19 protein-coding genes are annotated in these 22420 nt (G+C 72.8%); 4 read left to right on the top strand and 15 right to left on the bottom strand.

Translation table 11 applies throughout. From position 1 onward, the window contains the following. Positions 1 to 17: 17 nt before the first annotated feature. The 4 genes from ACIRG9_RS28380 to pepN form a co-directional block, all read right to left on the bottom strand. The gene (locus tag ACIRG9_RS28380) at positions 18 to 647 is read right to left on the bottom strand and encodes a histidine phosphatase family protein (RefSeq protein ID WP_402862414.1); all 630 of its coding nucleotides are present in this window, start codon (positions 645 to 647) and stop codon (positions 18 to 20) included. Further along, on the bottom strand, positions 644 to 1048 hold the full coding sequence (rsfS, locus tag ACIRG9_RS28375) for a ribosome silencing factor (RefSeq protein WP_402862411.1): 405 nt from the start codon (positions 1046 to 1048) through the stop codon (positions 644 to 646). The genes ACIRG9_RS28380 and rsfS overlap by 4 nt, the downstream gene beginning before the upstream one ends. A gap of 110 nt (positions 1049 to 1158) precedes the next feature. Then, entirely contained in the window at positions 1159 to 1755 is a 597-nt protein-coding gene (gene nadD, locus ACIRG9_RS28370; protein ID WP_402862408.1) for a nicotinate-nucleotide adenylyltransferase, read from the bottom strand. A gap of 71 nt (positions 1756 to 1826) precedes the next feature. Continuing rightward, complete coding sequence (gene pepN / locus ACIRG9_RS28365) at positions 1827 to 4343, bottom strand: aminopeptidase N (protein WP_402862405.1); 2517 nt, start codon at positions 4341 to 4343, stop codon at positions 1827 to 1829. 66 nt (positions 4344 to 4409) lie between these two features. On the opposite strand from pepN, the gene ACIRG9_RS28360 reads away from it, so the two are divergent. The 3 genes from ACIRG9_RS28360 (at position 4410) to ACIRG9_RS28350 (ending at position 6858) form a co-directional block, all read left to right on the top strand. Continuing rightward, positions 4410 to 4628: a DUF397 domain-containing protein gene (locus ACIRG9_RS28360; RefSeq protein ID WP_402862402.1), complete on the top strand. Its 219-nt coding sequence runs from the start codon at positions 4410 to 4412 to the stop codon at positions 4626 to 4628. Between the two features lie 324 nt (positions 4629 to 4952). Beyond that, positions 4953 to 6197 carry a cytochrome P450 gene (locus tag ACIRG9_RS28355; protein WP_402862399.1) on the top strand — a complete coding sequence of 415 codons (1245 nt, stop codon included), beginning with the start codon at positions 4953 to 4955 and terminating at the stop codon, positions 6195 to 6197. Between the two features lie 184 nt (positions 6198 to 6381). Then, positions 6382 to 6858, top strand: coding sequence for a DUF4383 domain-containing protein (locus tag ACIRG9_RS28350; RefSeq protein ID WP_402862396.1), 477 nt, complete (start codon positions 6382 to 6384; stop codon positions 6856 to 6858). Positions 6859 to 6907: 49 nt separating this feature from the next. Here the strand turns inward: ACIRG9_RS28350 and ACIRG9_RS28345 are convergent, their stop codons facing one another. From ACIRG9_RS28345 to ACIRG9_RS28300, 10 genes are all read right to left on the bottom strand, one after another. Beyond that, the gene (locus ACIRG9_RS28345; RefSeq protein WP_402862393.1) at positions 6908 to 7357 is read right to left on the bottom strand and encodes a GNAT family N-acetyltransferase; all 450 of its coding nucleotides are present in this window, start codon (positions 7355 to 7357) and stop codon (positions 6908 to 6910) included. A gap of 71 nt (positions 7358 to 7428) precedes the next feature. Further along, positions 7429 to 8889: a GTPase ObgE gene (gene obgE, locus ACIRG9_RS28340; RefSeq protein ID WP_402862390.1), complete on the bottom strand. Its 1461-nt coding sequence runs from the start codon at positions 8887 to 8889 to the stop codon at positions 7429 to 7431. Between the two features lie 90 nt (positions 8890 to 8979). Then, entirely contained in the window at positions 8980 to 9234 is a 255-nt protein-coding gene (gene rpmA, locus ACIRG9_RS28335) for a 50S ribosomal protein L27 (RefSeq protein ID WP_073838295.1), read from the bottom strand. A gap of 11 nt (positions 9235 to 9245) precedes the next feature. Then, positions 9246 to 9560, bottom strand: coding sequence for a 50S ribosomal protein L21 (gene rplU / locus ACIRG9_RS28330; protein ID WP_402862385.1), 315 nt, complete (start codon positions 9558 to 9560; stop codon positions 9246 to 9248). Between the two features lie 292 nt (positions 9561 to 9852). Then, the gene (locus tag ACIRG9_RS28325) at positions 9853 to 12906 is read right to left on the bottom strand and encodes an Rne/Rng family ribonuclease (protein ID WP_402862382.1); all 3054 of its coding nucleotides are present in this window, start codon (positions 12904 to 12906) and stop codon (positions 9853 to 9855) included. 132 nt (positions 12907 to 13038) lie between these two features. After that, positions 13039 to 13758, bottom strand: a complete 720-nt coding sequence (locus ACIRG9_RS28320; protein WP_402862559.1) for a TIGR03936 family radical SAM-associated protein — start codon at positions 13756 to 13758, stop codon at positions 13039 to 13041. A 246-nt stretch (positions 13759 to 14004) separates the two neighbouring features. Continuing rightward, on the bottom strand, positions 14005 to 15429 hold the full coding sequence (gene mycP, locus ACIRG9_RS28315) for a type VII secretion-associated serine protease mycosin (RefSeq protein WP_402862379.1): 1425 nt from the start codon (positions 15427 to 15429) through the stop codon (positions 14005 to 14007). Between the two features lie 10 nt (positions 15430 to 15439). Then, entirely contained in the window at positions 15440 to 16876 is a 1437-nt protein-coding gene (locus ACIRG9_RS28310; RefSeq protein ID WP_402862376.1) for a hypothetical protein, read from the bottom strand. 10 nt (positions 16877 to 16886) lie between these two features. Beyond that, on the bottom strand, positions 16887 to 17330 hold the full coding sequence (locus tag ACIRG9_RS28305; protein ID WP_402862373.1) for a hypothetical protein: 444 nt from the start codon (positions 17328 to 17330) through the stop codon (positions 16887 to 16889). A 177-nt stretch (positions 17331 to 17507) separates the two neighbouring features. Then, a complete protein-coding gene (locus tag ACIRG9_RS28300; RefSeq protein ID WP_402862370.1) occupies positions 17508 to 19493 on the bottom strand; it encodes a TIGR03960 family B12-binding radical SAM protein in 1986 nt (661 codons plus the stop codon). Positions 19494 to 19699: 206 nt separating this feature from the next. Between ACIRG9_RS28300 and ACIRG9_RS28295 the strand changes: the two genes are divergently transcribed. Continuing rightward, positions 19700 to 21529 carry a hypothetical protein gene (locus ACIRG9_RS28295; RefSeq protein WP_402862367.1) on the top strand — a complete coding sequence of 610 codons (1830 nt, stop codon included), beginning with the start codon at positions 19700 to 19702 and terminating at the stop codon, positions 21527 to 21529. A gap of 173 nt (positions 21530 to 21702) precedes the next feature. On the opposite strand, the gene ACIRG9_RS28290 is transcribed toward ACIRG9_RS28295, so the two are convergent. Then, positions 21703 to 22392 (bottom strand): lysophospholipid acyltransferase family protein, encoded by a 690-nt coding sequence (locus ACIRG9_RS28290; RefSeq protein WP_402862364.1) that lies wholly within the window; start codon positions 22390 to 22392, stop codon positions 21703 to 21705. Positions 22393 to 22420 lie beyond the last annotated feature (28 nt).

Here is a 22420-nt window from a genome sequence, read left to right as displayed (position 1 = left end):
CGCTCGGGCCGGAGGACTCAGACCGCGTCGGCCCGCGCCGGCAGCGTGATGATTCCGACGTTGTGGCCCCGCAGGTGCCAGCCGCGGACGTCGTTGTTACGCAGCTCGGTCCAGTGGCAGTTGGCCAGCGAACCGACGCTGCGCATCACGGTGTGATCCCAGCCGAGCAGGTGGCCGACGCCCTGCCGGGCGCCGCCGCCGTGCGTGGTCACCACGACCGTGCCGCCGACGGCCAGGTCGGCCGCGTCCTGGAGGGCGGTGCCGAGCCGCTTGCCCAGATCGTCGAGGTGCTCGATGCCGGCTCCCGGGTCGGGGTCGCCGGCGCGCCAGCGCGCGTACTCGTCGGGAAAGCGCTCGGCGACCTCGGTGAGGGCGAGGCCCTGCCACTGGCCGAAGTGGCGCTCGCGCAACCGGGCGTCGGCGTGTACCGGCAGCCCGGTCAGCGCGGCGAGGGCGGCGGCGGTGTCGGCGGCGCGGCGCAGGTCACTAGCGACGATGGCGTCCGGCCGCAGCGCGGCCAGCGCGGGCGCGGCGGCGCGGGCCTGCTCGCGGCCGAGGTCGTTCAGCGGTACGTCGGTCTGCCCCTGGACCCGGCCGGTGGCGTTCCAGTCGGTGTTGCCGTGCCGCCAGACGATCAGACGGGTCATTCCGCGCTGGCGGTGCCGGCGGCCGAGTCGGCCAGGTCCCGGTCCACGAACGGGATCTGCGGGCAGTCCTTCCAGAGCCGGTCCAGGGCGTAGAACTCGCGCTCCTCGGTGTGCTGCACGTGCACCACGATGTCGACGTAGTCGAGCAGGACCCACCGGCCGCCCCGCTCGCCCTCACGGCGGACCGGCTTGGCCTTCTCCGGCAGCTCCAGCAGGCGCTCCTCGATGGCATCGACAATGGCGTGGACCTGGCGCTCGTTCGGAGCGGCGGCCAGCAGGAACGCGTCGGTGATGGCGAGCTGGTCGCCCACGTCGATGATGACGATGTCCTGCGCCCGCTTGTCGGCCGCGGCCTGGGCGGCGGCCATCGCCAGCTCGTGTGCGCGTTCGGAAACTGTCACCGTTCTCCTTCGATCAACCGTGCGATCCTCCAAGCCTCTCACACCTGCCGGCACGACGACTTGTCAGTTCTGGTCGATTACGTGGACAAAGCCTCACGTTTCCGGCGTACTCACTGTCGGTAGAGGCGCCGTTTGGCGATGTACTGCACCACACCGTCCGGCACCAGGTACCAGATCGGCTCGCCCCGGGCCACCCGGGCGCGGCAGTCGGTCGAGGAGATGGCCATCGCCGGGACCTGCACCAGGCTGACCGTGTCCGCGGGGAGGTGCTTGTCGGACAACTCGAAACCGGGGCGGGTCACGCCGATGAAGTGGGCCAGCTCGAACATCCGGTCCAGTTCCTTCCAGGACAGGATGCGTTCCAGGGCGTCCGCCCCGGTGATGAAGAAGAGCTGCACCTTCGGGCCGTACTCGGCGTGCAGGTCCCGCAGGGTGTCGACGGTGTAGGTCGGGCCGCCACGGTCGATGTCGGCCCGGCTCACCTGGAAGCGCGGGTTGGAGGCGGTGGCGATCACCGTCATGAGGTAGCGGTCCTCGGCCGAGCTGACCGGCTCGTCCGCCTTCTGCCAGGGCTGGCCGGTCGGGACGAAAATTACCTCGTCCATGCCGAACCGATCCGCCACCTCGCTGGCCGCCACCAGGTGCCCATGGTGGATCGGGTCGAAGGTGCCGCCCATGATCCCGATCCGCCGGATGTCTTCCTCCACCAAACGATCGTAGGCCGGGCGGGGAATCGGACCGGCGGGGCCGCCGGACCGTCCCGCCCGGCGGTCGCCCGTCAGGCGCCGACGGCGGCCACCGCCGTCCGGGCGAGGAGGGCGCGGCGCAGGTCGTCGTCGAGGTCGACGACCCGCCGGCGCAGGCCGGGCGTGAGATCGTCGCGGGCCAGCAGCGCCGCGGCCAATTCCCGGGTGGGCTGCGTCACGGCGTAGCGGGGAAAGGCCAGCCTGGCGACCTGGTCGGCCGTCCAGGGGGTACGCAGGCGCGCCGCCGCCGGCATGTCGGCGAAGTAGCGCTCGACGTAATCGGCGGTCAGCTCGGTCTGCTCCGGCTGCCAGAAACCCGCCGCGGTCGCCTCGACGAGGCGGTTGGAGAGGTCGGTGTTGCTGGTGATGATCTCCCAGGCGGCCCGTTTGGCGTCGGCATCGGACCGCGCGGCCCGGCAGCCGGCGGCCCGCTCGGCACCGGTGGCGCTGCGGTCGGCGGCCGCCTCGGTGGCGATCTCCGGCTCGCCGGCTGCGCCGAGCACCACCAGCCGGCGCAGCAGCGCCCACCGCAGGTCGGCGTCGACCGCGAGCCCGGCCGGGACGTCCCTGCCGGCCAGCCAGCCGGCGAGCAGCCCGGTGTCGGTGGTGGCGCTGATCAGACCCCGGGCCGCGGCGAGCTGGAGCGAACCGCCGGCCGGGGCGTCGGCCAGCAGCGCGGCACAGGCCCCGGTGACCCGGAGCAGGGCCGCATCCCGGGCCAGCGGCTCCAGGTAGCGGTCGACCAGGTCGCGGCTGAGGGTGAGCACGTCCTCGGCGATGATCACCTCGGTCTCCGCCGGTAGCGCCGCCGCGATGAGCGCGACCAGCGCGTCCACCGGGCGCTCGCCGTCGGTGGTGGCGTCCAGGGCCTCGCCCCAGAGCAGCGCCCGGGCCAGCGGGTCCGCCAGCCCGGGAAGCAGCATCGGCACCGCGTCCGCCGACGCCGGGTCGAGCCGGATCTTGGCGAACGTGAGGTCACCGGCGTTGGGCAGCAGCAGGCCGGCGGCGGGCTGCCCGATCAGCTCGGTCAGCTCGGTGCGGCCCTGGTCGGTGGCCGGATCCAGGTCGACCTCGAAGCGGTGCACCGGGCCGTCGGCGGTGTACCGGGCCACCTCGATGCGGTGCGGGCGCAGCAGCGGGTAGGCCTCCGGCGCGGTCTGCACCACCGCCGCCTCGGTCCACCGGCCGCCGGCGTCCACGGCGGTCACCATCCGCAGCGTGTTGACCTGGCTGCGCCGCAGCCAGCACTCGGCCCATTCGGTCAGGTCCCGCCCGCTCGCCGCGCCGAGGCTGTCGAGCAGGTCGGCGAGGGTGGCGTTGCCGAACCGGTGCTTGGCGAAGTGGGCGTTCAGGCCGGCGAGGAAGGCGTCGTCGCCGACCCAGGCGACGAGCTGGCGCAGCACGCTGGCGCCCTTGGCGTACGAGATGCCGTCGAAGTTGAGCAGGGCCTGGGCGGCGTCGGCCACCTCCTCGGGGGCGACCGGGTGGGTGGAGGGGCGCTGGTCCGCCGCGTACCCCCAGGCCTTGCGGCGCATCGCGAAGGTGGTCCACGCCTGGTCGAAGCGGGTGGCCTCGGCGGTGACCCGGGTGCCCAGGTACTCGGCGAAGGACTCGTTGAGCCACAGGTCGTCCCACCAGCGCATGGTCACCAGGTCGCCGAACCACATGTGCGCCATCTCGTGGGCGATGGTGGTGGCCCGCAGCTCCCGCTGGCTGTCGGTGACGGCCGACCGGAAGACGTGATCGTCGCGCAGGGTGACCAGGCCCGGGTTCTCCATCGCGCCGGCGTTGAACTCGGGCACGAACGCCTGGTCGTACTTGCCGAAGGGGTAGCGCTCGGCGAAGAGCCGGTGGAACCGGTCGAGGCACTGCCTGGTGACGGTGAAGATCTCCGCGGCGTCGGCGTCCAGCTGCTCGGCCAACGAGCGCCGGCAGTAGATGCCGAGCGGGATGCCGTCGTGCTCGTCGTGCCGCACGTGCCAGGGGCCGGCGATCAGCGTGAAGAAGTAGGTGGCCAGGGGCGCGGTGGGGGCGAACTCCCAGCGCCCGGGGGCCGGCCGGCCGGCGAGCTGCCCGTTGGCCGCGACGGTCCACTCCGGCGGCGCGGTGACCGAGAGGGTTACGGGGGCCTTGAGGTCGGGCTGGTCGAACGCGGCGAAGATCCGCTGCACCTCGTCGAGGAAGGACATCGCGTAGAGGTACGTCTCGCCGTCGGCCGGGTCGACGAAGCGGTGCAGGCCCTCGCCGGTGTTGGAGTACGCCATCTCCGCGCTGACGGTCAGGGTGTTCGCGGCGGCCAGCCCGGTCAGCGGCAGCCGGTTGTCGTCGAGGACGGCCGGGTCGAGGTCCCGGTCGTTGAGGCGTACCCCGAGCAGCCGCACGGCTTTGACCTCGGCGAAGGTCTCGGCGCCGGGGGTCCCCCGAAATCGGATCGTGACGGTGGAGCGGAACCGCTCGTCGTCACCCGTCAGGTCCAGGTCTACCTGGTAGGACTCGACGGTGATCGACGCGCCACGCGTGGTCGCCTCGGTGCGGGTCAGGCTGGGCATCCGCTTATCCTGCCCGATGGGGATCCGAACCGGGTCCCCGGTGACGTGTGGCGATGGAGGAAAACCATGGGTCAGCACCCCAAGGGCGACTTCGACCTCTCCCGGGCGGTCTGGCAGCGGGCCGAGGGCGACACCACCGAGGGCGCGGTCGAGGTGGCGTTCGTGGACGACCTGATCGGGATGCGCAACTCGGCCGAGCCGGACGGGCCGGTGCTGGTCTTCACCCAGGCCGAGTGGGACGCGTTCGTCGCGGGCGCCCAGGACGGCGAGTTCGACCTCGACTGATTCCCGGCGCTCAGTCACCGTCGCCCCGGCCGAGGCCATCGGGACCGGGCGCGTGGTGGAAGCCGGGTGACCGGCCACGTCGGCACAGCGCTCGCCGTCGGGGCCCGAGCGCCCCGCAGAACAGCCGCTCCGCCCGGTGCCGGGCGTCGGCCGGGAAGAGGGCCGCCGCGCCGAGGGGCAGCTCCGGGCGGAGCAGGCTCAGCGCTTCGGCGTACGCGACGGCCGGTCTCCGCCGGTCCGCCTGCGGAGACCGGATTCGCCCGGTCCGGCACGGGTAAGAGCGGATCGCCGCCACCGGTCGCCGAGCCACGTCAGGAGCAGCCGATGAGCATTCCCACCGACCGCAGCCCGGAGAGCACGCTGGCGTTCCGGCGCGAGGGCTACCGGTTCATCGGCGACCGCTGCGACCGGCATGGCAGTGACATCTTCCAGACCCGGCTGCTGCTGCAGCCGACCATCTGCCTGCGCGGTCGCCCGGCCGCGGAGCTCTTCTACGACCCTGCCCGCTTCGTCCGGCACGGCGCGATGCCGACGCTGGGGCAGCACACCCTCACCGGGGTCGGTGGCGTACAGGGGCTGGACGACACGGCACACCGCGCGCGCAAGGCGATGCTGTTGTCGATCATGACGCCGGCGGCGATCGGCCGGCTCGGGCGGCTCTTCGACGACGAGTGGCGGGCCCACCTCCCGGTCTGGGCGAAGGCCGGTCGGGTGGTCCTCCACGACGAGGTCGGCCGGATTCTGACCCGCGCGGCCTGCGCCTGGGCGGGGGTTCCGCTGGCCGGTGCGGACGTCATGCGGCGCACCGCCGACCTGCACGCGATGATCGAGGCACCGGCCGCGATCGGCCCGCGGCACTGGCGCGGGCTGTTCGGCCGCCGGCGGGCCGAACAGTGGGTCGGCGACCTGGTCGAACGGGTTCGGCACGGCGGCCTGCCCGCGCCGGAGGGCAGCGCCCTACGGGTGATCGCCGAGCACCGGGACGGGCAGGGGCGGCTGCTGCCCCGCCGAATCGCGGCGGTGGATCTGCTGAACATCATCCGCCCGACGGTCGCGATCGACCGGTTCGTGGTCTTCGCCGCGCTGGCCCTGCACGACCATCCGGGCTGGCGGGAACGGCTGCGCGGCGACGACCGGGCCGCCGAGGGCTTCGGGCACGAGGTACGCCGCTACTACCCCCTCTTTCCGGTGGCGGCGGCCCGGGTACGCAGCTCCTTCCAGTGGCAGGGCCACCACTTCCCCGAGGGCCGTCGGGTGCTGCTCGGCCTGTACGCCACCAACCACCACCCGCGGCTGTGGCCCGAGCCGGAACGATTCCGGCCGGAACGGTTCACCGACTGGCCGGGCGATCCGTTCAGCCTGGTCCCGCAGGGCGGTGGAGACCACTTCACCGGGCACCGCTGCGCCGGCGAGTGGCTCACCATCGAGCTGCTGAAGCGGGCCGTCACCAACCTTCTCAGCACGATGAGCTACCGCGTCCCGCCGCAGGACCTGGCGCTCGACCTCGGCCGGATGCCCACCCTGCCGGCCAGTGGATTCGTGATCGACGGCGTACGACGGATCGAGTGATCAACTCCCGCGCGGAGACCGGCCGGCACTGCGCTGGACGACGCACGCCGGGGTGACATCCGGACCGACCCGGCCGTCGGGTCCCTGGCTTGATTCGTCATTTCTCTGCGGGAGCGCCCCGGCCCGGTCACAGAATTGAGGGTCTGCCCACCCTGGCGGCGGTTGATCCACGGAGGTGACAGCGATGGCACGTGACGTGCGCGGACGCGCCCCGGCCCGGCCGGCGCTCCAGATGGTCGCCCTCGCGGTGGCCGCCGCCTTCGTGCTGATCGGCGTGCTCGGGTTCCTCCCCGGCGTCACCACGCACCATGACGATCTGGTGTTCGCCGGCCACCACTCGACGGCGAAGTTGTTCGGCCTGTTCCAGGTGTCGATCCTGCACAACCTGCTGCACCTGGTCTTCGGCCTGGTCGGGCTGGGGCTGGCCCGCTCGGTGGGCGGGGCGCGGCTGTTCCTGGCCGGCGGCGGCGCCGTCTACCTGGTCATCTGGCTGTACGGCTTCGGCGTCGACCGCGAGAGCTACGCGAACTTCGTGCCGTTCAACGACGCCGACAACTGGCTGCACCTCTTCCTCGGCTTCGGCATGCTGGTCCTGGGGCTGCTGCTCTCCAAGGAGGCGGGCACCGGCGGGCGGCTGGACCATCCGTCCGACCGGGCCTGACCCGCGGCGTCCGAACCGGCATCGCGGGTACGCGACCGGGAGGCCGCCGTCAGGCCGCGACGAGCAGGTGCTTGGCGAAGCAGACGCTGTGCGGGTTGTTCACGTACTCGCCATACACGGGGATGGGCTGGTAGCCGCAGGACCGGTAGAGCCCGATGGCCGCCGGCAGGTACGTGCCGGTCTCCAGGCACACGGTGGTGTGCCCCTGCCGGTAGGCCAGCTCCTCCAGCGCGGCCAGCAGCTGCCGGGCGATGCCCCGCCCCCGGTACGCCGGCCGCACGTACATCCGCTTCAGCTCGCTGGTGTCGGCGTCCAGCGTCTGGAGGCCGCCACACGCGACGGCCCGCCCGGCGGCCACCACGACCAGGTAACGGATGTCGTCATGGGTGACCGTCGCCTGGCCGGACAACCCTCCGTCGGCGTCGCGCAACTCGCGCTGCTGGGCCGCGACCAGGGTGGCGACCTCGGGGTCGGTGGCGGGCCGGGATTCGATCAGCATTCCCGTCACGCTAGGACCGTCGGATTTCGCGGAGGTTTCCGGACAACGACCCGATCACGGACGGAAAGGGACTACTCCCCGTCGTCGTCGGCGTCGTCGTCCTGCGGGACGGCCGCCAGCTCGTCGGCCGGACGCTGCCGGCGTGCCTTGCGGGCGGCCAGCCGCTCGGCGGCCGAGGAGCGGGTCGACTTGTCCTCCAGCCGGATGTCGGTGCCCCGGTTGCCCGGGACGAAGTCGACGCCGGCGTAGAGGGTCGGCTGCCAGTCGAACTCCCGATCGCCGATGCGGACCAGGTCGCCGGCCTGCGCACCGGCCTTGGCCAGCTTCTCCTCGACGCCGAGCCGGGCCAGCCGGTCGGCCAGGTAGCCCACCGCCTCGTCGTTGTCGAAGTTGGTCTGCTGGACCCAGCGCTCCGGGCGGGTGCCCCGGACGGTGTACGAGCCGTCCTCCTCCGCCTCGATGGTGAAGCCGGCGTCGTCGACCGCCTTCGGGCGGATCACGATCCGGGTCGGCTCGGCCGGCGGCGCCGCGCTGCGGGCCTGCTCGACCAGCTCCGCCATCGCGTACGTCAGCTCCTTGAGCCCCTCGCGGGTGGCCGCGGAGACCTCGTAGAGCCGCAGGCCCCGCGCCTCCAGGTCAGGCCGGACGATTTCGGCGAGGTCCCGGCCGTCCGGTACGTCGATCTTGTTGAGCGCGACCAGGCGGGGTCGGTCGGCGAGGCCGCCGTACTCGGTCAGCTCGGCCTCGATGGTGTCGATGTCCGCGAGCGGATCCCGGCCCGGTTCCAGCGTGGCGGTGTCGATGACGTGCACCAGCACGGCGCAGCGCTCGACGTGACGGAGGAACTCCAGGCCCAGCCCCTTGCCGGTGGCCGCGCCCGGGATCAGCCCCGGCACGTCGGCCACGGTGAAGGTGTGGTTGTCCACCCGGACCACGCCGAGGTTCGGCACCAGGGTGGTGAACGGGTAGTCGGCGATCTTCGGTTTGGCGGCGGAGATGACCGAGATCAGCGACGACTTGCCGGCCGACGGGAAGCCGACCAGGCCGACGTCGGCGACGCTCTTCAGCTCCAGCACCACGTCCAGCCGGTCGCCGGGCTCGCCCAGCTCGGCGAAGCCGGGGGCCTTACGCCGGGCGTTGGCCAGCGCGGCGTTGCCCCGGCCGCCCCGGCCGCCCCGGGCCGCCTCGAAGGTGGTGCCGGGGCCGACCAGGTCGGCCAGCACCTCACCGTCGAGGCCCTGCACCACGGTGCCGTTCGGTACCTTGATCACCAGGTCCCGGCCGTTGGCGCCGTCCCGGTTCGAACCCGCGCCGCCCTTGCCGTTCTCGGCCTTCAGGTGCGGGCGGAAGTGGAAGTCGAGCAGCGTGGTCACCTGCGGGTCGACCACCAGCGAGACGCTGCCGCCGTGCCCGCCGTTGCCGCCGTCCGGGCCACCGAAGGGCTTGAACTTCTCCCGGTGGATCGAGACACAGCCGTGCCCGCCGTCGCCGGCCTGCATATGCAGGACGACCCGGTCAACGAACGTCGTCACGCGGACAATCCTTCCAGCGGGGTGATCCCGCACCTGGGAAAAGCGAAGCGGGCCGGGACACCAGGTCCGCGGCCCGCCAACGCCTTCGAACTACTGCTGCGGCACGATGCTGACGGTCTTGCGGCCACGCTTGGTGCCGAACTGGACCGCACCGGCGGCCAGCGCGAAGAGCGTGTCGTCGCCGCCACGGCCGACCAGGTCACCGGGGTGGAACTTGGTGCCGCGCTGACGAATGATGATCTCGCCCGCGTTGACGACCTGACCACCGAAGCGCTTCACGCCGAGCCGCTGGGCCGCGGAGTCGCGACCGTTACGCGAGCTGGACGCACCCTTTTTGTGAGCCATTGGAGGACGACCTACTTCCCGCTGGAGATGCCGGTCACCTTGACCTGGGTCAGCGGCTGGCGGTGACCCTGGCGCTTGTGGTAGCCGGTCTTGTTCTTGAACTTGTGGATCCGGATCTTCGGGCCCTTGGTGTGCGCGGCGATCTCGCCGGACACCGAGACCTGGGCAAGCTTCGCCGCGTCGGTCACCAGGTCGTCACCGTCGACGAGGAGCACCGCGGTGAGCTTCACCGCGTCGCCGGGGGCACCGACGAGCTTCTCGACCTCGATCACGTCGCCCTCGGCGACCTTGTACTGCTTGCCGCCGGTCTTGACGATCGCGTACATCGGAGGCGGACTCCCTGTCGTTGAGGCTGCTGGCGGTCGTTCCCACGGCGACTCGCCGGGTAGTCGTGACACCGGCTGCGCGGGCACGCGGGAACTCGGCACACAAGAGTGCGCCGCAGGCTAGCGTACGCCATGCTGGGGCCGCCGCCCAAACCGGGCCGCCGGTTCGGGGAACAGGCCGTCCCGTCCGGGGCGCCGGAACCCCTGCCCAGGGCGCCGGAACGGCGAAGCCCCTCCCACCGGCTCTGCTGCCGGCAGGAGGGGCTCGTCGTACGTCGTAGCGGTCAACGGCTCACGGCCGGGTACGTCGCCGCGCCCCGCCGCGCCGGGAACGCCGTCGGCCGAGGCCACCCTCTTCCTCGGCCTCGCCCTCACCGACCGCGTCCGGGTCGTCCGCCGCGGCCAGTCGGGCCGAGCTGCCCTCCTGGCTGTCGGCGACCGCCGGGGCGGCCGGCGTCTCGGTCTCGTACCGGGACAGGTCGTAGCCCATCGTGTCGTGGTAGTCGGCCTCCGGCTGGGCGTCCGTCACCTCGGCGACGGTCTTCTCCGGCGCGGCCTTGCGGCCCCGGCGCCGGGATCCGCCCCGCTCCTCGGCGGCCGGGGTGGTGACGGCCGAGGCGACCGCCTTGACCTTCTCCCCCGCGACGCCACCGGTCCGCGGCTTCTCCGGCACCGGCTCGGTGTGGATGATCACGCCGCGGCCCTTGCAGCACTCGCAGGTCTCGCTGAACGCCTCCAGCAGGCCGGCACCGATCCGCTTGCGGGTCATCTGGACCAGGCCCAGCGAGGTGATCTCGGTGACCTGGTGCTTGGTCCGGTCCCGGCCCAGGCACTCGGTGAGGCGGCGCAGCACCAGCTCCCGGTTCGACTCCAGCACCATGTCGATGAAGTCGATCACCACGATGCCGCCGAGGTCGCGCAGCCGCAGCTGGCGCACGATCTCCTCGGCCGCCTCCAGGTTGTTCCGGGTGACCGTCTCCTCCAGGTTGCCCCCGGAGCCGGTGTACTTGCCGGTGTTGACGTCGATGACAGTCATCGCCTCGGTCCGGTCGATCACCAGCGAGCCGCCGGAGGGCAGGAAGACCTTGCGGTCCAGCCCCTTGAGGATCTGCTCGTCGATCCGGTACTCGGCAAAGACGTCGGCGGTGCCGGCGTGCCGGCGCAGCCGGGCGACCAGGTCCGGTGAGACGTGCGACAGGTACGACTCGACCATGTCGTACGCCTGCTCGCCCTCGATGACCAGCTCGCGGAAATCCTCGTTGAACAGGTCTCGGACCACCCGGATGACCAGGTCCGGCTCCTCGTAGAGCAGCACCGGGGCGCCGCCCTCGGCCGCCTTGGCCTGGATGTCCTCCCACTGCGCCTGGAGCCGCTTGACGTCCCGGGCCAGCTCGTCCTCGCTGGCGCCCTCGGCGGCGGTCCGGACGATCACCCCGGCGCCGTCCGGCACCAGCTTCTTGAGGATGTCCCGCAGCCGCTTGCGCTCGGTGTCCGGCAGCTTCCGGCTGATGCCGGAGGCGTTGCCGTTCGGCACGTAGACCAGGTGCCGGCCGGAGAGCGCGATGTGGCTGGTCAGCCGCGCGCCCTTGTGCCCGATCGGGTCCTTGGTGACCTGCACGAGCACCGAGTCGCCGGACTTGAGCGCGTGCTCGATCGACCGGGCGCGGCCCTCCAGGCCCGTGCTGTCCCAGTTGACCTCGCCGGCGTAGAGCACGGCGTTGCGGCCCCGCCCGATGTCGACGAAGGCCGCCTCCATGCTGGGCAGGACGTTCTGCACCTTGCCCAGGTAGACGTTGCCGGCCATGGTGCCGGCGGAGTTGCGGGTGACGTAGTGCTCGACCAGCACGCCATCCTCGAGGACGGCGATCTGGGTCCGGTCGCCGCGCTGGCGGACGGCCATCACCCGGTCGACCGCCTCCCGGCGGGCCAGGAACTCCGACTCGCTCAGGATCGGCGGCCGGGTACGCCGCTGCTCCCGGCCGTCCCGGCGGCGCTGCCGCTTGGCCTCCAGCCGGGTCGAACCGGTGACGCCCTGCACCTCGTCGACCGGCCGGCGGGGCTCGCGGATCTTGACGACCGTGGGCACGCCGTCCTCGGCCGGGGCCTCGACGTCACCCGCGCCCCGACGGCGACGGCGACGCCGGCGGCGGGTCATCCCGTCGCCCTCGCCCTCCTCCTCGGCTTCCTCGGCTTCCTCAGCCTCTTCGGCCTCGGCCTCGGCGCTCTCGGCCTCGATCGCCTCCTCGGCCTCGTCCTCATCGAGGTCCTCGACGCCGCCCTTGCCCCGGCCCCGGCCGCGGCGGCCCCGGCGGCGACGCCGCCGGCCCGAGATCGTCTCCTCGTCGTCCTCCTCCGCCTCGGCGGCCTCCTCGGCCTCGACCGTCGGCTCCGCCTCGACCTCGACCTCGGGCTCGACCGGCTCCGCCTCGCGGCGGGCACGCCGGCGGCGTCGGCCGGTCTCCACCGGCTCCTCGGCCGGCTCCTCGGCCGGCTCCTCGACGGCCGGTGCGGCGGCCCGGGCGATCGGCATCTCCTCGGGCTGCGGCGCCATGAACAGGACGGTCGGCGCGGAGAGGGCGGCCCGCCGTCGACGGCTGGTCGGCGCCGGCTCCCCGGCGGGCTGCTCGGTCACCCCCGGGACCGCGGTGCCCGGCGCGATCTCACCGGGCCGTTCCTCCGGTCCTTGATCCGGGGTGGTCTTGACGGCCGGCGGCACCTCGGCCACGCCCTCGGTGATCGGCGTGGGCGTGGCGGCCCGCTTCCGGGTCCGTCTCGGCCTGGTCTCCTCGACCGGCGCTGCCTCGGCCGACGGCTCGGCGCCCGCACCGGTTTCGCCACCGGTGTCCGCCTGCGGTTCGGCCTCCGCCGGCGACTCGGCCTCCGCCTCGGCGGCGGCCTCGGCCGGTGCCTCGGTCGCGGACTCCTCGATGGGCGCCTCGGCGGGTGGCGTGGCGGCCTTCCGGCGGCGGGTACGGGTCACCTTGACCGGCGGGACGACCTCCTCGGAGGCTGATTCCACGCCGGTGGCGATCACCGGCTCCTCGACCGCCTTCGCGGTGGTCGCCTTGCGCCGCCGCCGCGTGGTCTTCGGCGCGACCTCCAACTCACCGGCCACCGGCGCGAACACCTCGGCCTGCGGCGCCTCACCGCTGGTCGTGCCGGGGTGGGTGGACGCCTCGGCCGGCGCGTCGATCTGTTCCGGCTGGTTGAGCGGGGCGGCCTTGCGGCGACTGGCCCGCTTGCGGGCCGGCGGCTTGGTCTCGGGAGTGCTGTCGGTGCTGTTGGCGGGTGTCTCGGCCGGTTCTGCGCCGGTCCGCTCGCCGCCCTCGGGCTCGTTCTCGAGCATGGACGTTCTCCAGTTCTGGCTGCCCCGGGCGCGGGTGAGCGCTGCCACGCAGGGTCGCCGCAAAAGGTGTTTCCGCCGGGCGCGCAGGTACGCGACCAGCCGAAGTCTGCCTGCCAGAGCGTTGACCGTCGGTCAGCGCTCTCCGATGGCTGCCCCGTCGCGATCCGCATCCAACGGATCGACGATCTCGCCCTGCGCGGTCAGCGTGCCCTGCGCCAGCCGGATCACCCTCGGGGTGACCGGCGGCTCCAGGTCGGCCACCACGCGGAGGCCGGAAAGGACGTCATCGGGCCGTACGGACGGGGTGACCTGCCGCACGACCACTTCGAGTATCGCACACGCTACGGCTGTCGCCCCGGAAGGCGTCTCCGTCGGAGGCAGCACATCGACGCCGATGACGGCTGCCCGCGCGTCGAAGACACGCCGCCCCTGTTTGGTCATCCGCTCGACCTGGATCTCCTCCGCGGCGGTGAAGGCGGCCACCGCCCGCTCCAGCACGGCCGGGTCGACCTCCGGAAGTTCGATCCGCCAGCGCGACGCCTCGATCCGGTCGGGCAGGCTGCCCCCGGTGGCCTCCACCGCGTCGAGCACGTCGAGTCCGGGCGAGAGCGCCGCGTCCAGGGCGCTCCGCAGCCGCTCCGGGTCGACCGGCTCACGCAGGCCGATCTCCAGGTACTCGGCCTCGCTCGCGACGCCCGTCGGCGCGGCCGAGGCGTACGAGATCTTCGGGTGCGGGGTGAAACCCTGGGAGAAGGCGATCGGTACGCCGGCCCGGCGCAGCGCACGCTCGAAGGCCCGGGCGAAGTCCCGGTGCGAGGTGAACCGCAGCGGTCCACGCTTGGCGTACCGGATCCGGACCCGCTGGACGACCGGCGCCTGGCCGCCCTCGGGTTGAGGCTTTCTGGCGATCGTGAGCTCCCTCAGGTGTACCTGCTTTTCCGTCCCATCCTGACGCAGCGCCCGGGGCGGTACACAGCCGGGGGCCGCCCACCCGGCCCGGAAAGTCACCCCAAACCGGTCACTCACCCCCGCACCGCCCGCCCCCGGATACGGCGCGGCCGGCCGGTGACACCTCGGTCACCCGGCCGGCCACGACGATCAGGACTGGTTCCCGCCCGGTGGCGGGTACGTCCCGGGCGGCGCGGGAGGCGGTCCCGGCGGTGGATACGTCCCAGCCGGCGCGCCCGTCGGCGGAGGATAGCCGGGCTGCGGCGCGTAACCGGGCTGCGGGGCGTACCCGGTCGGGGCAGGCGGCAAGCCGGGCGGATGGTGGTGGCCGGCCGGGACCGGCTGGGCGCCGGGTGGGCCGTATCCGGCGGCGGGAGCCTGGCCAGGGTCGCCGCCGGCCGACAGGGCCACCTCGCGGCGGTACCGGCGCCGGTTCCAGATCAGGAAGACCGCCAGCCCCAGCAGGATCACCAGCACCACGGCGATCCCGATAACCATGACCATGACCTGCTGATCGGTGGGGCCGCCCCGGTCGCCGTACTTGGTCACGTCGAAGTTGTCGTCCTCGGCCGCCTGGGGCGGGGCCGAGCTGGCCGCCTTACCGTCGAGGAGCGGATTCGCGGAGACCGCCGGGACATTCGCGGTCAGCGCGGCGACCGGGTCGACCCGGCCGAAGCCGTACTGCGGGTCGCGGCCGGACGGCCCGGCGTCCCGAGCGGTCTTGATGATCCGGTTGATCACGTTCGCCGCGTCCAGGTCCGGGTACTTCGACCGGATCAGCGCCGCGATGCCGGAAACGACGGCGGCGGCGTCGGAGGTGCCGTCACCCCAGCCGTAGCCGTGATCAGGGCCGATGTTGTAGATGCCGTCGGCCGGGGCGGAGATCACTGCCTCCGGCCCCTGCACTGAACCGGACCAGAAGGCGCCGCCCCGGGTCGTCCCGGACACCGCGATCACGCCGGGCACGTTCGCGGGGGCGACGACGGCATCCTGCCCCCGTGCGGTGTTACCCGCGCTGGCGACCACCACGACGTTCCGGTCGAGGGCGTACTTGATCGCGCTCTCGTCGTCCGCGCTGGCTGCGCCGGGCCAACCGTACGACAGGTTGATCACCTTGGCGCCGCCGTCGACGGCCATCCGGATGCCGGGGGCGACCGCGCTGTTACTGCTCTTGCTGTCACCCTTGTACAGCTTGATGGGCAGGATCTTCGCGTCGGGGGCGATGCCGTCCACGCCGTCGCGGCTGGCGTTCGTGGCGGCGATGATGCCGGCCATGTGGGTGCCGTGCCCGTCCTCGTCGGCCCGCCCGTCACCGGAGGCGCCGTAGCTGCGGCCCCCGGCCAGCACCCGGCCCCGGAGGTCCGGGTGGGTCGCGTCGACGCCGCTGTCCACCACCGCGACGATCACGCCCCGGCCGGTGGACAACTTGTGCGCCTGGTCGATCCGGAGTTCGTCCAGGTACCACTGCTCGGCCCGTCTGGGCGCGGCGGCCGCCGGTTGGGCAGCCCCCAGCACCATGAGCCCGGCCACCAGGCCGGCCACGACCGGCCGGAGCGCGTCGACGTTCAACCTCATCCGTCCGTCCTCATCGCAGGATGCCCGGGGACGCGCCGTCACCGGTGCCCCACGGATCGTCGTCCTCAGTCAACCACGACGAGTGCTCGGTGCCGGTGCCGCCGTGCCCGGCCCCGCCCTGGCCGCCCATCATGCCGCCACCCATCATGCCGCCACCGCGCAGGCCGGCCGCACCACCGGCGCCGGCACCGGTCGCGTTACGCAGCGCGCTGGCCGCGCTGGTCATCGGCGGGACCTTGCCGTTGCCGCCACCGACCATGCCCGGGACGCCGCCCACGCCGATTCCACCGGCCGAGCCGACGCCGCCGCCGATCCCGCCGGCCGAGCCGACGCCGGACGAGCCGCCACCGAAGCCACCACCGCCACCGCCGAGGCCCATGCCGGTGCCACCACCGAGCCCGGTCGAGCCGCCATACCCGCTACCGATGGTCGGGGTTCCGGCGCCGGCCAGGCCGGTGCCGTAGTCGCGGCCACCGGCGCCCGGGTACCCCGCGCCGGTCGACGGCATCGTGGAACCCGAGTGGCCGCCACCGAGGCCGCCACCGGTGGTGGGCGGTGCGATGGACGAGTGGCCCCCACCGCCCAACGAACCGCCGCCACCACCGATGCCGGTGCTACCGACCGAGGGGCCACCGCCACCGAAGCCGCCGCCACCACCACCGCCACCGCCGCCACCGTCCGGGTAGCCGATCGGTGGTTTGCGGGTGTCCGGCTTGAAGTCGTCAAGCTTGCCGCCACCGTCCGGCTGCGGTACGACCAGCTTGGGCCGCTCGGTCTCCACGGCGGCGGGCAGCGGCGACATGGCACTGGTGGCCAGCTTCAGGTTGTCGTTGTACCAGTTGTCCAGGTGGGACTTGGTGTCCCACCAACCGCCGCGCTTGTGGTCCTCGGCCTTGCCGTCGATCTTCATCGTCGCTTCGAGGTCGTCGGCCTTGTCGCGGAACGCGCCGTCGGCGTACGAGGCGGGGTTGCTCTGGTAGTCCTTGCGCAGCGCGGCCAGGAAGCCCGACGCGCTCTCGCCGTCGCGGGCGTCGTCCAGCTCGGTGCCGTTCGGCAGGCTCCACTCGTTCCAGCCGAAGTCGTCCATCAGCGGGATCGGGATACTGGCGACGGACTTGCGGATGTCGCCCTCGATCCGCGACAACGCCCCGCTGACGTTGCTCGCGTGGAGGATCAGATCTTCGATGTCCTTGCCGAGATCACCGAGATGGTCCCGGTACGCGTCGCCACCGCTGCCCTTCCAGTCGGCCAGCATGCCGGGCAGACCCCCGGTGTGCGGGCGCTCCGTACCGGACGCGATCGGGCCGACGAACGACCGCCCGACCAGCGAGTCCCGCAGGTAGCCCAACGCGGTGGAGAGACCGTTCCATCCCGTGCTGACGTTGCCGACCGTCTCCGGATCCGCGGAGAGCGTCACCTCCCGGACGCACTGCTCCCACGTTGCCATCGCCTTCTCCTCAGGCCGTGTACGGATAGGTGGACGGATCGCCCGCGGCGGGCGGCGGGGCGGCGGACTCCAGCAGCCGCTCGATCTGCTTGCCGTTGGCGGCGTTGCGCGCCTCGGCGTCGCGGAACGCCTGGGCGATGTCCTCGGTGCCCTGCTTCAGCCCGGCCAGCTTCTGGGAGAGCTGCTTGAGGTGCGCCTCCATGTTGGCCGTCGAGGTGGTCAGCGCCTGCCACTGCATCCGGGCGTCCTCGTACGCGCCGAACGGGGTGCCGTTCGGGACGGTCTGGGCGTTGTTGCTGTCGCCCTTCATCCGCTCCTTGATGCGGTCCATCTCGTAGAGGATGGTGTTGTCGATGTACTCCTTGAGGCGCTCGACGTAGTCCGCCGCGGCGTCCAGGTCCTCGACGCTGACGTGCAGATCGCCGGTGTCCGGCGCCTTGATGCCTTCACCCATGCTGCTGCCCTCCCCGCTACCGACCCCGGGCCGGTCCAATACGGACGCAGCGTATCGAGTGACGGCCAGTCGAGGCACTCCCACCCCACGTCACGGAACAGCCAAGCGACAATTTTCCTGCGGATACGACGGAGCGCGGGAACCCACGGGTTCCCGCGCTCCGGACGTGTCGGCGCCCTACCGCTCGGCGGCGGCCGGCAGCTTCATGCCGTTGACCGGGGTCAACGGCAGCAGCTTCTTGCCGGTCGGGCCGATCTGGATCTCGGTGTCCATGGCCGGGCACACCCCGCAGTCGAAGCACGGGGTCCACCGGCAGTCGTCCTGCTCGTACTCGCTCAGGGCGTCCTGCCAGTCCTGCCAGAGCCAGTCCTTGTCCAGACCGGAGTCCAGGTGGTCCCAGGGCAGGACCTCCAGCTCGTCGCGCTCCCGGGTGGTGTACCAGTCGAGGTCCACCCCGAAGCCCGGCAGCACCTCGGCGGCGGCGTCCACCCAACGCTGGTACGAGAAGTGCTCGCTCCACCCGTCGAACCGGCCGCCGTTCTCCCAGACCCGGCGGATCACCGCGCCGACCCGGCGGTCGCCCCGGGACAGCAGGCCCTCGATCAGCGACGGCTCACCGTCGTGGTAGCGGAAGCCGATCGCCCGGCCCAGCGACCGGTCCGCGTTGATCGCCTGCTTCAGCAGCTTCAGCCGGTTGTCGATGACCTCTGGCCGCTCCATCGCCGCCCACTGGAACGGGGTGTGCGGCTTCGGCACGAAGCCGCCGATGGAGACCGTGCAGCGGATGTCCTTGGAACCGGTGGCCGCCCGCCCGGCCTTGATGACCTCGTGGGCCATCCCGGCGATCTGCAGCACGTCCTCGTCGGTCTCGGTGGGCAGGCCGCACATGAAGTAGAGCTTCACCTGCCGCCAGCCGTTGGTGTACGCGGTGACCACGGTGCGGATGAGGTCCTCCTCCGACACCATCTTGTTGATCACCTTGCGGATCCGCTCCGACCCGCCCTCCGGGGCGAAGGTCAGACCGGTACGCCGGCCGTTGCGGGACAACTCCTGGGCCAGGTCGATGTTGAACGCGTCCACCCGGGTCGACGGCAGCGACAGCGAGACGTTGGTGCCCGCGTACTGCTCGGCCAGGCCGGAGCACATGTCGCCGATCTCGGAGTGGTCGGCCGACGACAGCGACAGCAGGCCCACCTCGTGGAAGCCGGAGAACTCCAGCCCCTGCTGCACCATCTGGCCGACCGTGGTGATCGAGCGCTCCCGCACCGGGCGGGTGATCATGCCGGCCTGGCAGAACCGGCAGCCGCGGGTGCAGCCCCGGAAGATCTCCACCGCGTACCGCTCATGGACCGTCTCGGCCAGCGGGACCAGGGGCTTCTTCGGGTACGGCCAGGCGTCCAGGTCCATCGTCGTGCGCTTGTGCACCCGGAACGGCACGTCCGGGCGGTTCGGCACGACCCGCTGGATCCGGCCGTCGGGCAGGTAGTCCACGTCGTAGAAGCGCGGCACGTACACGCTCTCGGTGCGCGCCAGCCGCAGCAGCAGCTCGTCGCGCCCACCGGGGCAACCCTCGGCCTTCCAGTCCCGCACGATCGCGGTGATCTCCAGCACCGCCTCCTCGCCGTCACCGAGCACGGCGGCGTCCACGAAGTCGGCGATCGGCTCCGGGTTGAAGGCGGCGTGCCCGCCGGCCACGATCACCGGATCGGCGTCGGCGCGGTCGGCGGCGAGCAGCGGGATGCCGGCCAGGTCGATCGCGGTGAGCAGGTTGGTGTAGCCCAGCTCGGTGGAGAAGGAGACGCCGAACACGTCGAAGTCGCGCACCGAGCGGTGCGCGTCGACGGTGAACTGCGGCACGCCGTGGGCGCGCATCAGCTTCTCCAGGTCCGGCCAGACGGCGTACGTCCGCTCGGCGAGCACGTCGGGCAGCTCGTTCAGCACCTCGTAGAGGATCTGCACGCCCTGGTTGGGCAGGCCCACCTCGTACGCGTCGGGATACATCAGCGCCCACCGGACGGTCGCGGCGTCCCAGTCCTTGACCACCACACCCAGCTCGCCACCGACATACTGGATGGGCTTGGTCACCTGGGGCAGCAGCGGCTCCAGCCGAGGCCAAATGGAATTGGCGGCGACCGGGCGCGGCGTCGTGGACGGGGCACTCATGATGCCCAAGGGTACGCGGTGCCCCGCCGCCCATCACCCCGCACCGCACCAGCCCACTGCCCCGGTCACCTGAATCTTGGACACCTCCCGTCCGCACCGCACGGAAACTCTCCAAGATCTCCTCCGACATCCGGTTGAGATGCGGATTCGTCGAGGGTGGCGGGGCGGTACTAACCTCGCAGCGGGCGCGAGAGGAGATTGCCGCGATGCCGGAGCCGCAGCCGGGCACCGACCGGCCGGCCGACGGGGGCACCCCGGTCACGGGCCGGGATTCGGGCACCGACGAGCCCTCCCGCTCCTCCGTACCCCCGTCGCCGCACGAGCCGCACGAGCCGCGCGAACCGAGCGAGGAGCGCGAACCGAGCGAGGAGCGCGACGGGGACACCCCGGACGACGTCACCCCCGAGGTCGCGGCCGGCACGGACGCGCCCGGCGCCACTCCCGGGAACGACGGTGGCCACGGGTCGTACGTGCCCGACGAGCCCGACGCCGACGCCGCGCGCGACACCGACGACCACGGCAACGCCGACGACCAAAGCGGCGCAAGCGACGAGGGCGGCGCAAGCGACGAGGGCGGCGCAAGCGACGACAGCGCAGCCGAGGCCACGGCGGACGCAACCGCCGTCGACAGCCCTGGGAAGGAACCGGCGGACGCGACCACCGTCGACAGCCCTGCGGAGAAACCGGCGGACGCGACCAACGTCGACGGCCCTGGGAAGGAACCGGCGGCCGAGGTCGCCACCGACGTGCTGGCCGGGGACGGGCCGGTCGGCGAGGCTCCGGTCACTCCGGCGCGCGGCTCCGCCCGCGTCCGCCCGACCGGGTCCGCCGCCGCACCGCTGCGCCCGACCGGGTCCGCCGCCGTACCGCCGCGCCCGACCGGGTCGGCCGCCGTGCCCGGTGTCCCGACGGGCACGCCGTCCCCGTCCGGCGGCCCCGATCCGACCCGGGTCGCCGGGCACCCCGACCCGACGCGGGTGGAGACCCCCGCCGAGCCGCCCGTACCCCGGTGGAGCGGATCCGCTCCGGTCCCGCCCCCGCCGCCACGTAAGCGCTCGTGGGGTGAGTCCGCCGAACCGACCCCCGTGCCGAAGGCAACCTCGCCGGAGCACATGGTGCCGGTCGACCCGTGGGAGGGCGCGGACACCACCGGCTGGGACCTGCGCTCCGCCGACTTCCCCGCGCTGCCGCCGACGCTGCCCTACCCGACGCCGCCGCACACTCTGCCCTACCCGGCGCCGGCCACCTCACCGCCGCCGGTCGCCGCCACACCGGTCCCACACCTGCCGGCAGCCCCGGCACCAGTTCCTCCGCCGGTCTCCCCCGCACCACCGGTCGCCGCCCGACCGGCCCCGCCCGCGCCGGCCCGACCGCCGATGCAGCGCCGCCCGGCCACGCCGCCGCCCGCCCCACCGCCCGCCCCACCGCCCGCCCCGCCGCCGGGATGGCATCCGCCCAAGGGGTACGCGGCGAGGCCGGCCCGCCGTCGACGCCGCTGGCCCTGGGTCCTGCTGCTCACCGTGGCCTGCTGCTGCGGCGTACCGCTCTGGTGGGCACAGCCGCTCCGCACCCAGTACCCGGCCAGCGCGGCCCTGCCCGACCAGGTCGCCGAGCTGCGACTGCGGCAGGACGGGCGCAGCCAGGCGGACGTCGAGGAACTGAAGGCCGACGTACGCCAGGCGCACCGGCTCGACAACGACGTCTTCGCCGGGATCTACACCACGAGCGACGGCAAGCGGGTGACCCTCTTCGGCGGCACCGGACTGCGGCTGACCCCGGAGGCGAACGCCGACGACGAGATGACCCGCCTCACGGACCGGTACGCGCTGGACCCCGCCGTGGCGGTGGAGACCGGTGTCCAGGGCCGGTACGAGCGCTGCGCGGTCGGCCGGGCGGACGGCGACTCGGTGGTGGTGTGCACCTCGGTCGACCACGGCAGCCTGGTCACCGGTGTGTTCACCCGGCTCGACCTGAACGACAGCGGCCGGCTGCTGGACACCCTGCGCCAACAGGTGGTGACCCCGGACGCGGCCTGACCGGTCACGCCACGAGTGCCGGGCCGGAGAGCCGACCCATCGGGCACCAGCTCGGGCCCGCCGCGGACCGGCACAGCCCGCCAGGTGCGGGACTCAGATCCGCCGGGCAACGGCACGAACCGGCCGGGTGCGGGGCTCGGGCCCACCGGGCGACGGCGCCGGCCGGGGCGGGCTCAGGTGGCCGAGTCGGCGGCGGGCTCGGTGCGCTTGGGGGCGTAGCGCGGGACGTACTCCTGGCCGGTCAGCCGCTGGATCTCGGCCATCACCTCGTCGGTGATCTCGCGCAGCGAGGTCCGGTCGTCGGACCGGCCGGTGAAGTCCAGCGGCTTGCCGACGCGCACGATGATCTCGGCCCTGCCCGGTCGGGGCACGCGGGTCCCGATCGGCTGGACCTTGTCGGTGCCGATCATGCCGACCGGGATGATCGGCACGCCGGCGGCCAGCGCGAGCCGGGCCGCACCCGTACGCCCGCGGTAGAGCCGCCCGTCCGGCGAGCGGGTGCCCTCCGGGTAGACAGCCACCAGGTCGCCGGACTGGAGCACCGGGATGGCCGCGTCGAACGCGGACAGCGCCGCGCGACCACCGGCCCGTTCGACCGGGATGGCGCCCAGCCCGGTGAGCACGAACTTGGAGAAGCGGCCCTTCACACCGGTGCCCTTGAAATACTCCGACTTGGCCCAGAAGGCCAGGTGCCGGGGCACCACGGTGCCGATGAAGAGCTCGTCGGCGACAGACAGGTGGTTGCCCGCGAAGATCGCCCCACCGGTCACCGGAATGTTCTCCAAACCCTCCACGGTCGGGCGGAAGGCCAACCGCAGCGTGGGCGCCACGATGAACTTGCCGATGGTGTAGAGCAGGGGCACGGGTCCTCCGGCGGTGTGCTGGTGCAGG

Source organism: Micromonospora sp. NPDC093277 (assembly GCF_044765245.1).
Taxonomy (GTDB): Bacteria; Actinomycetota; Actinomycetes; order Mycobacteriales; family Micromonosporaceae; genus Micromonospora.
This window is presented reverse-complemented; position numbering and strand designations above follow the sequence as displayed.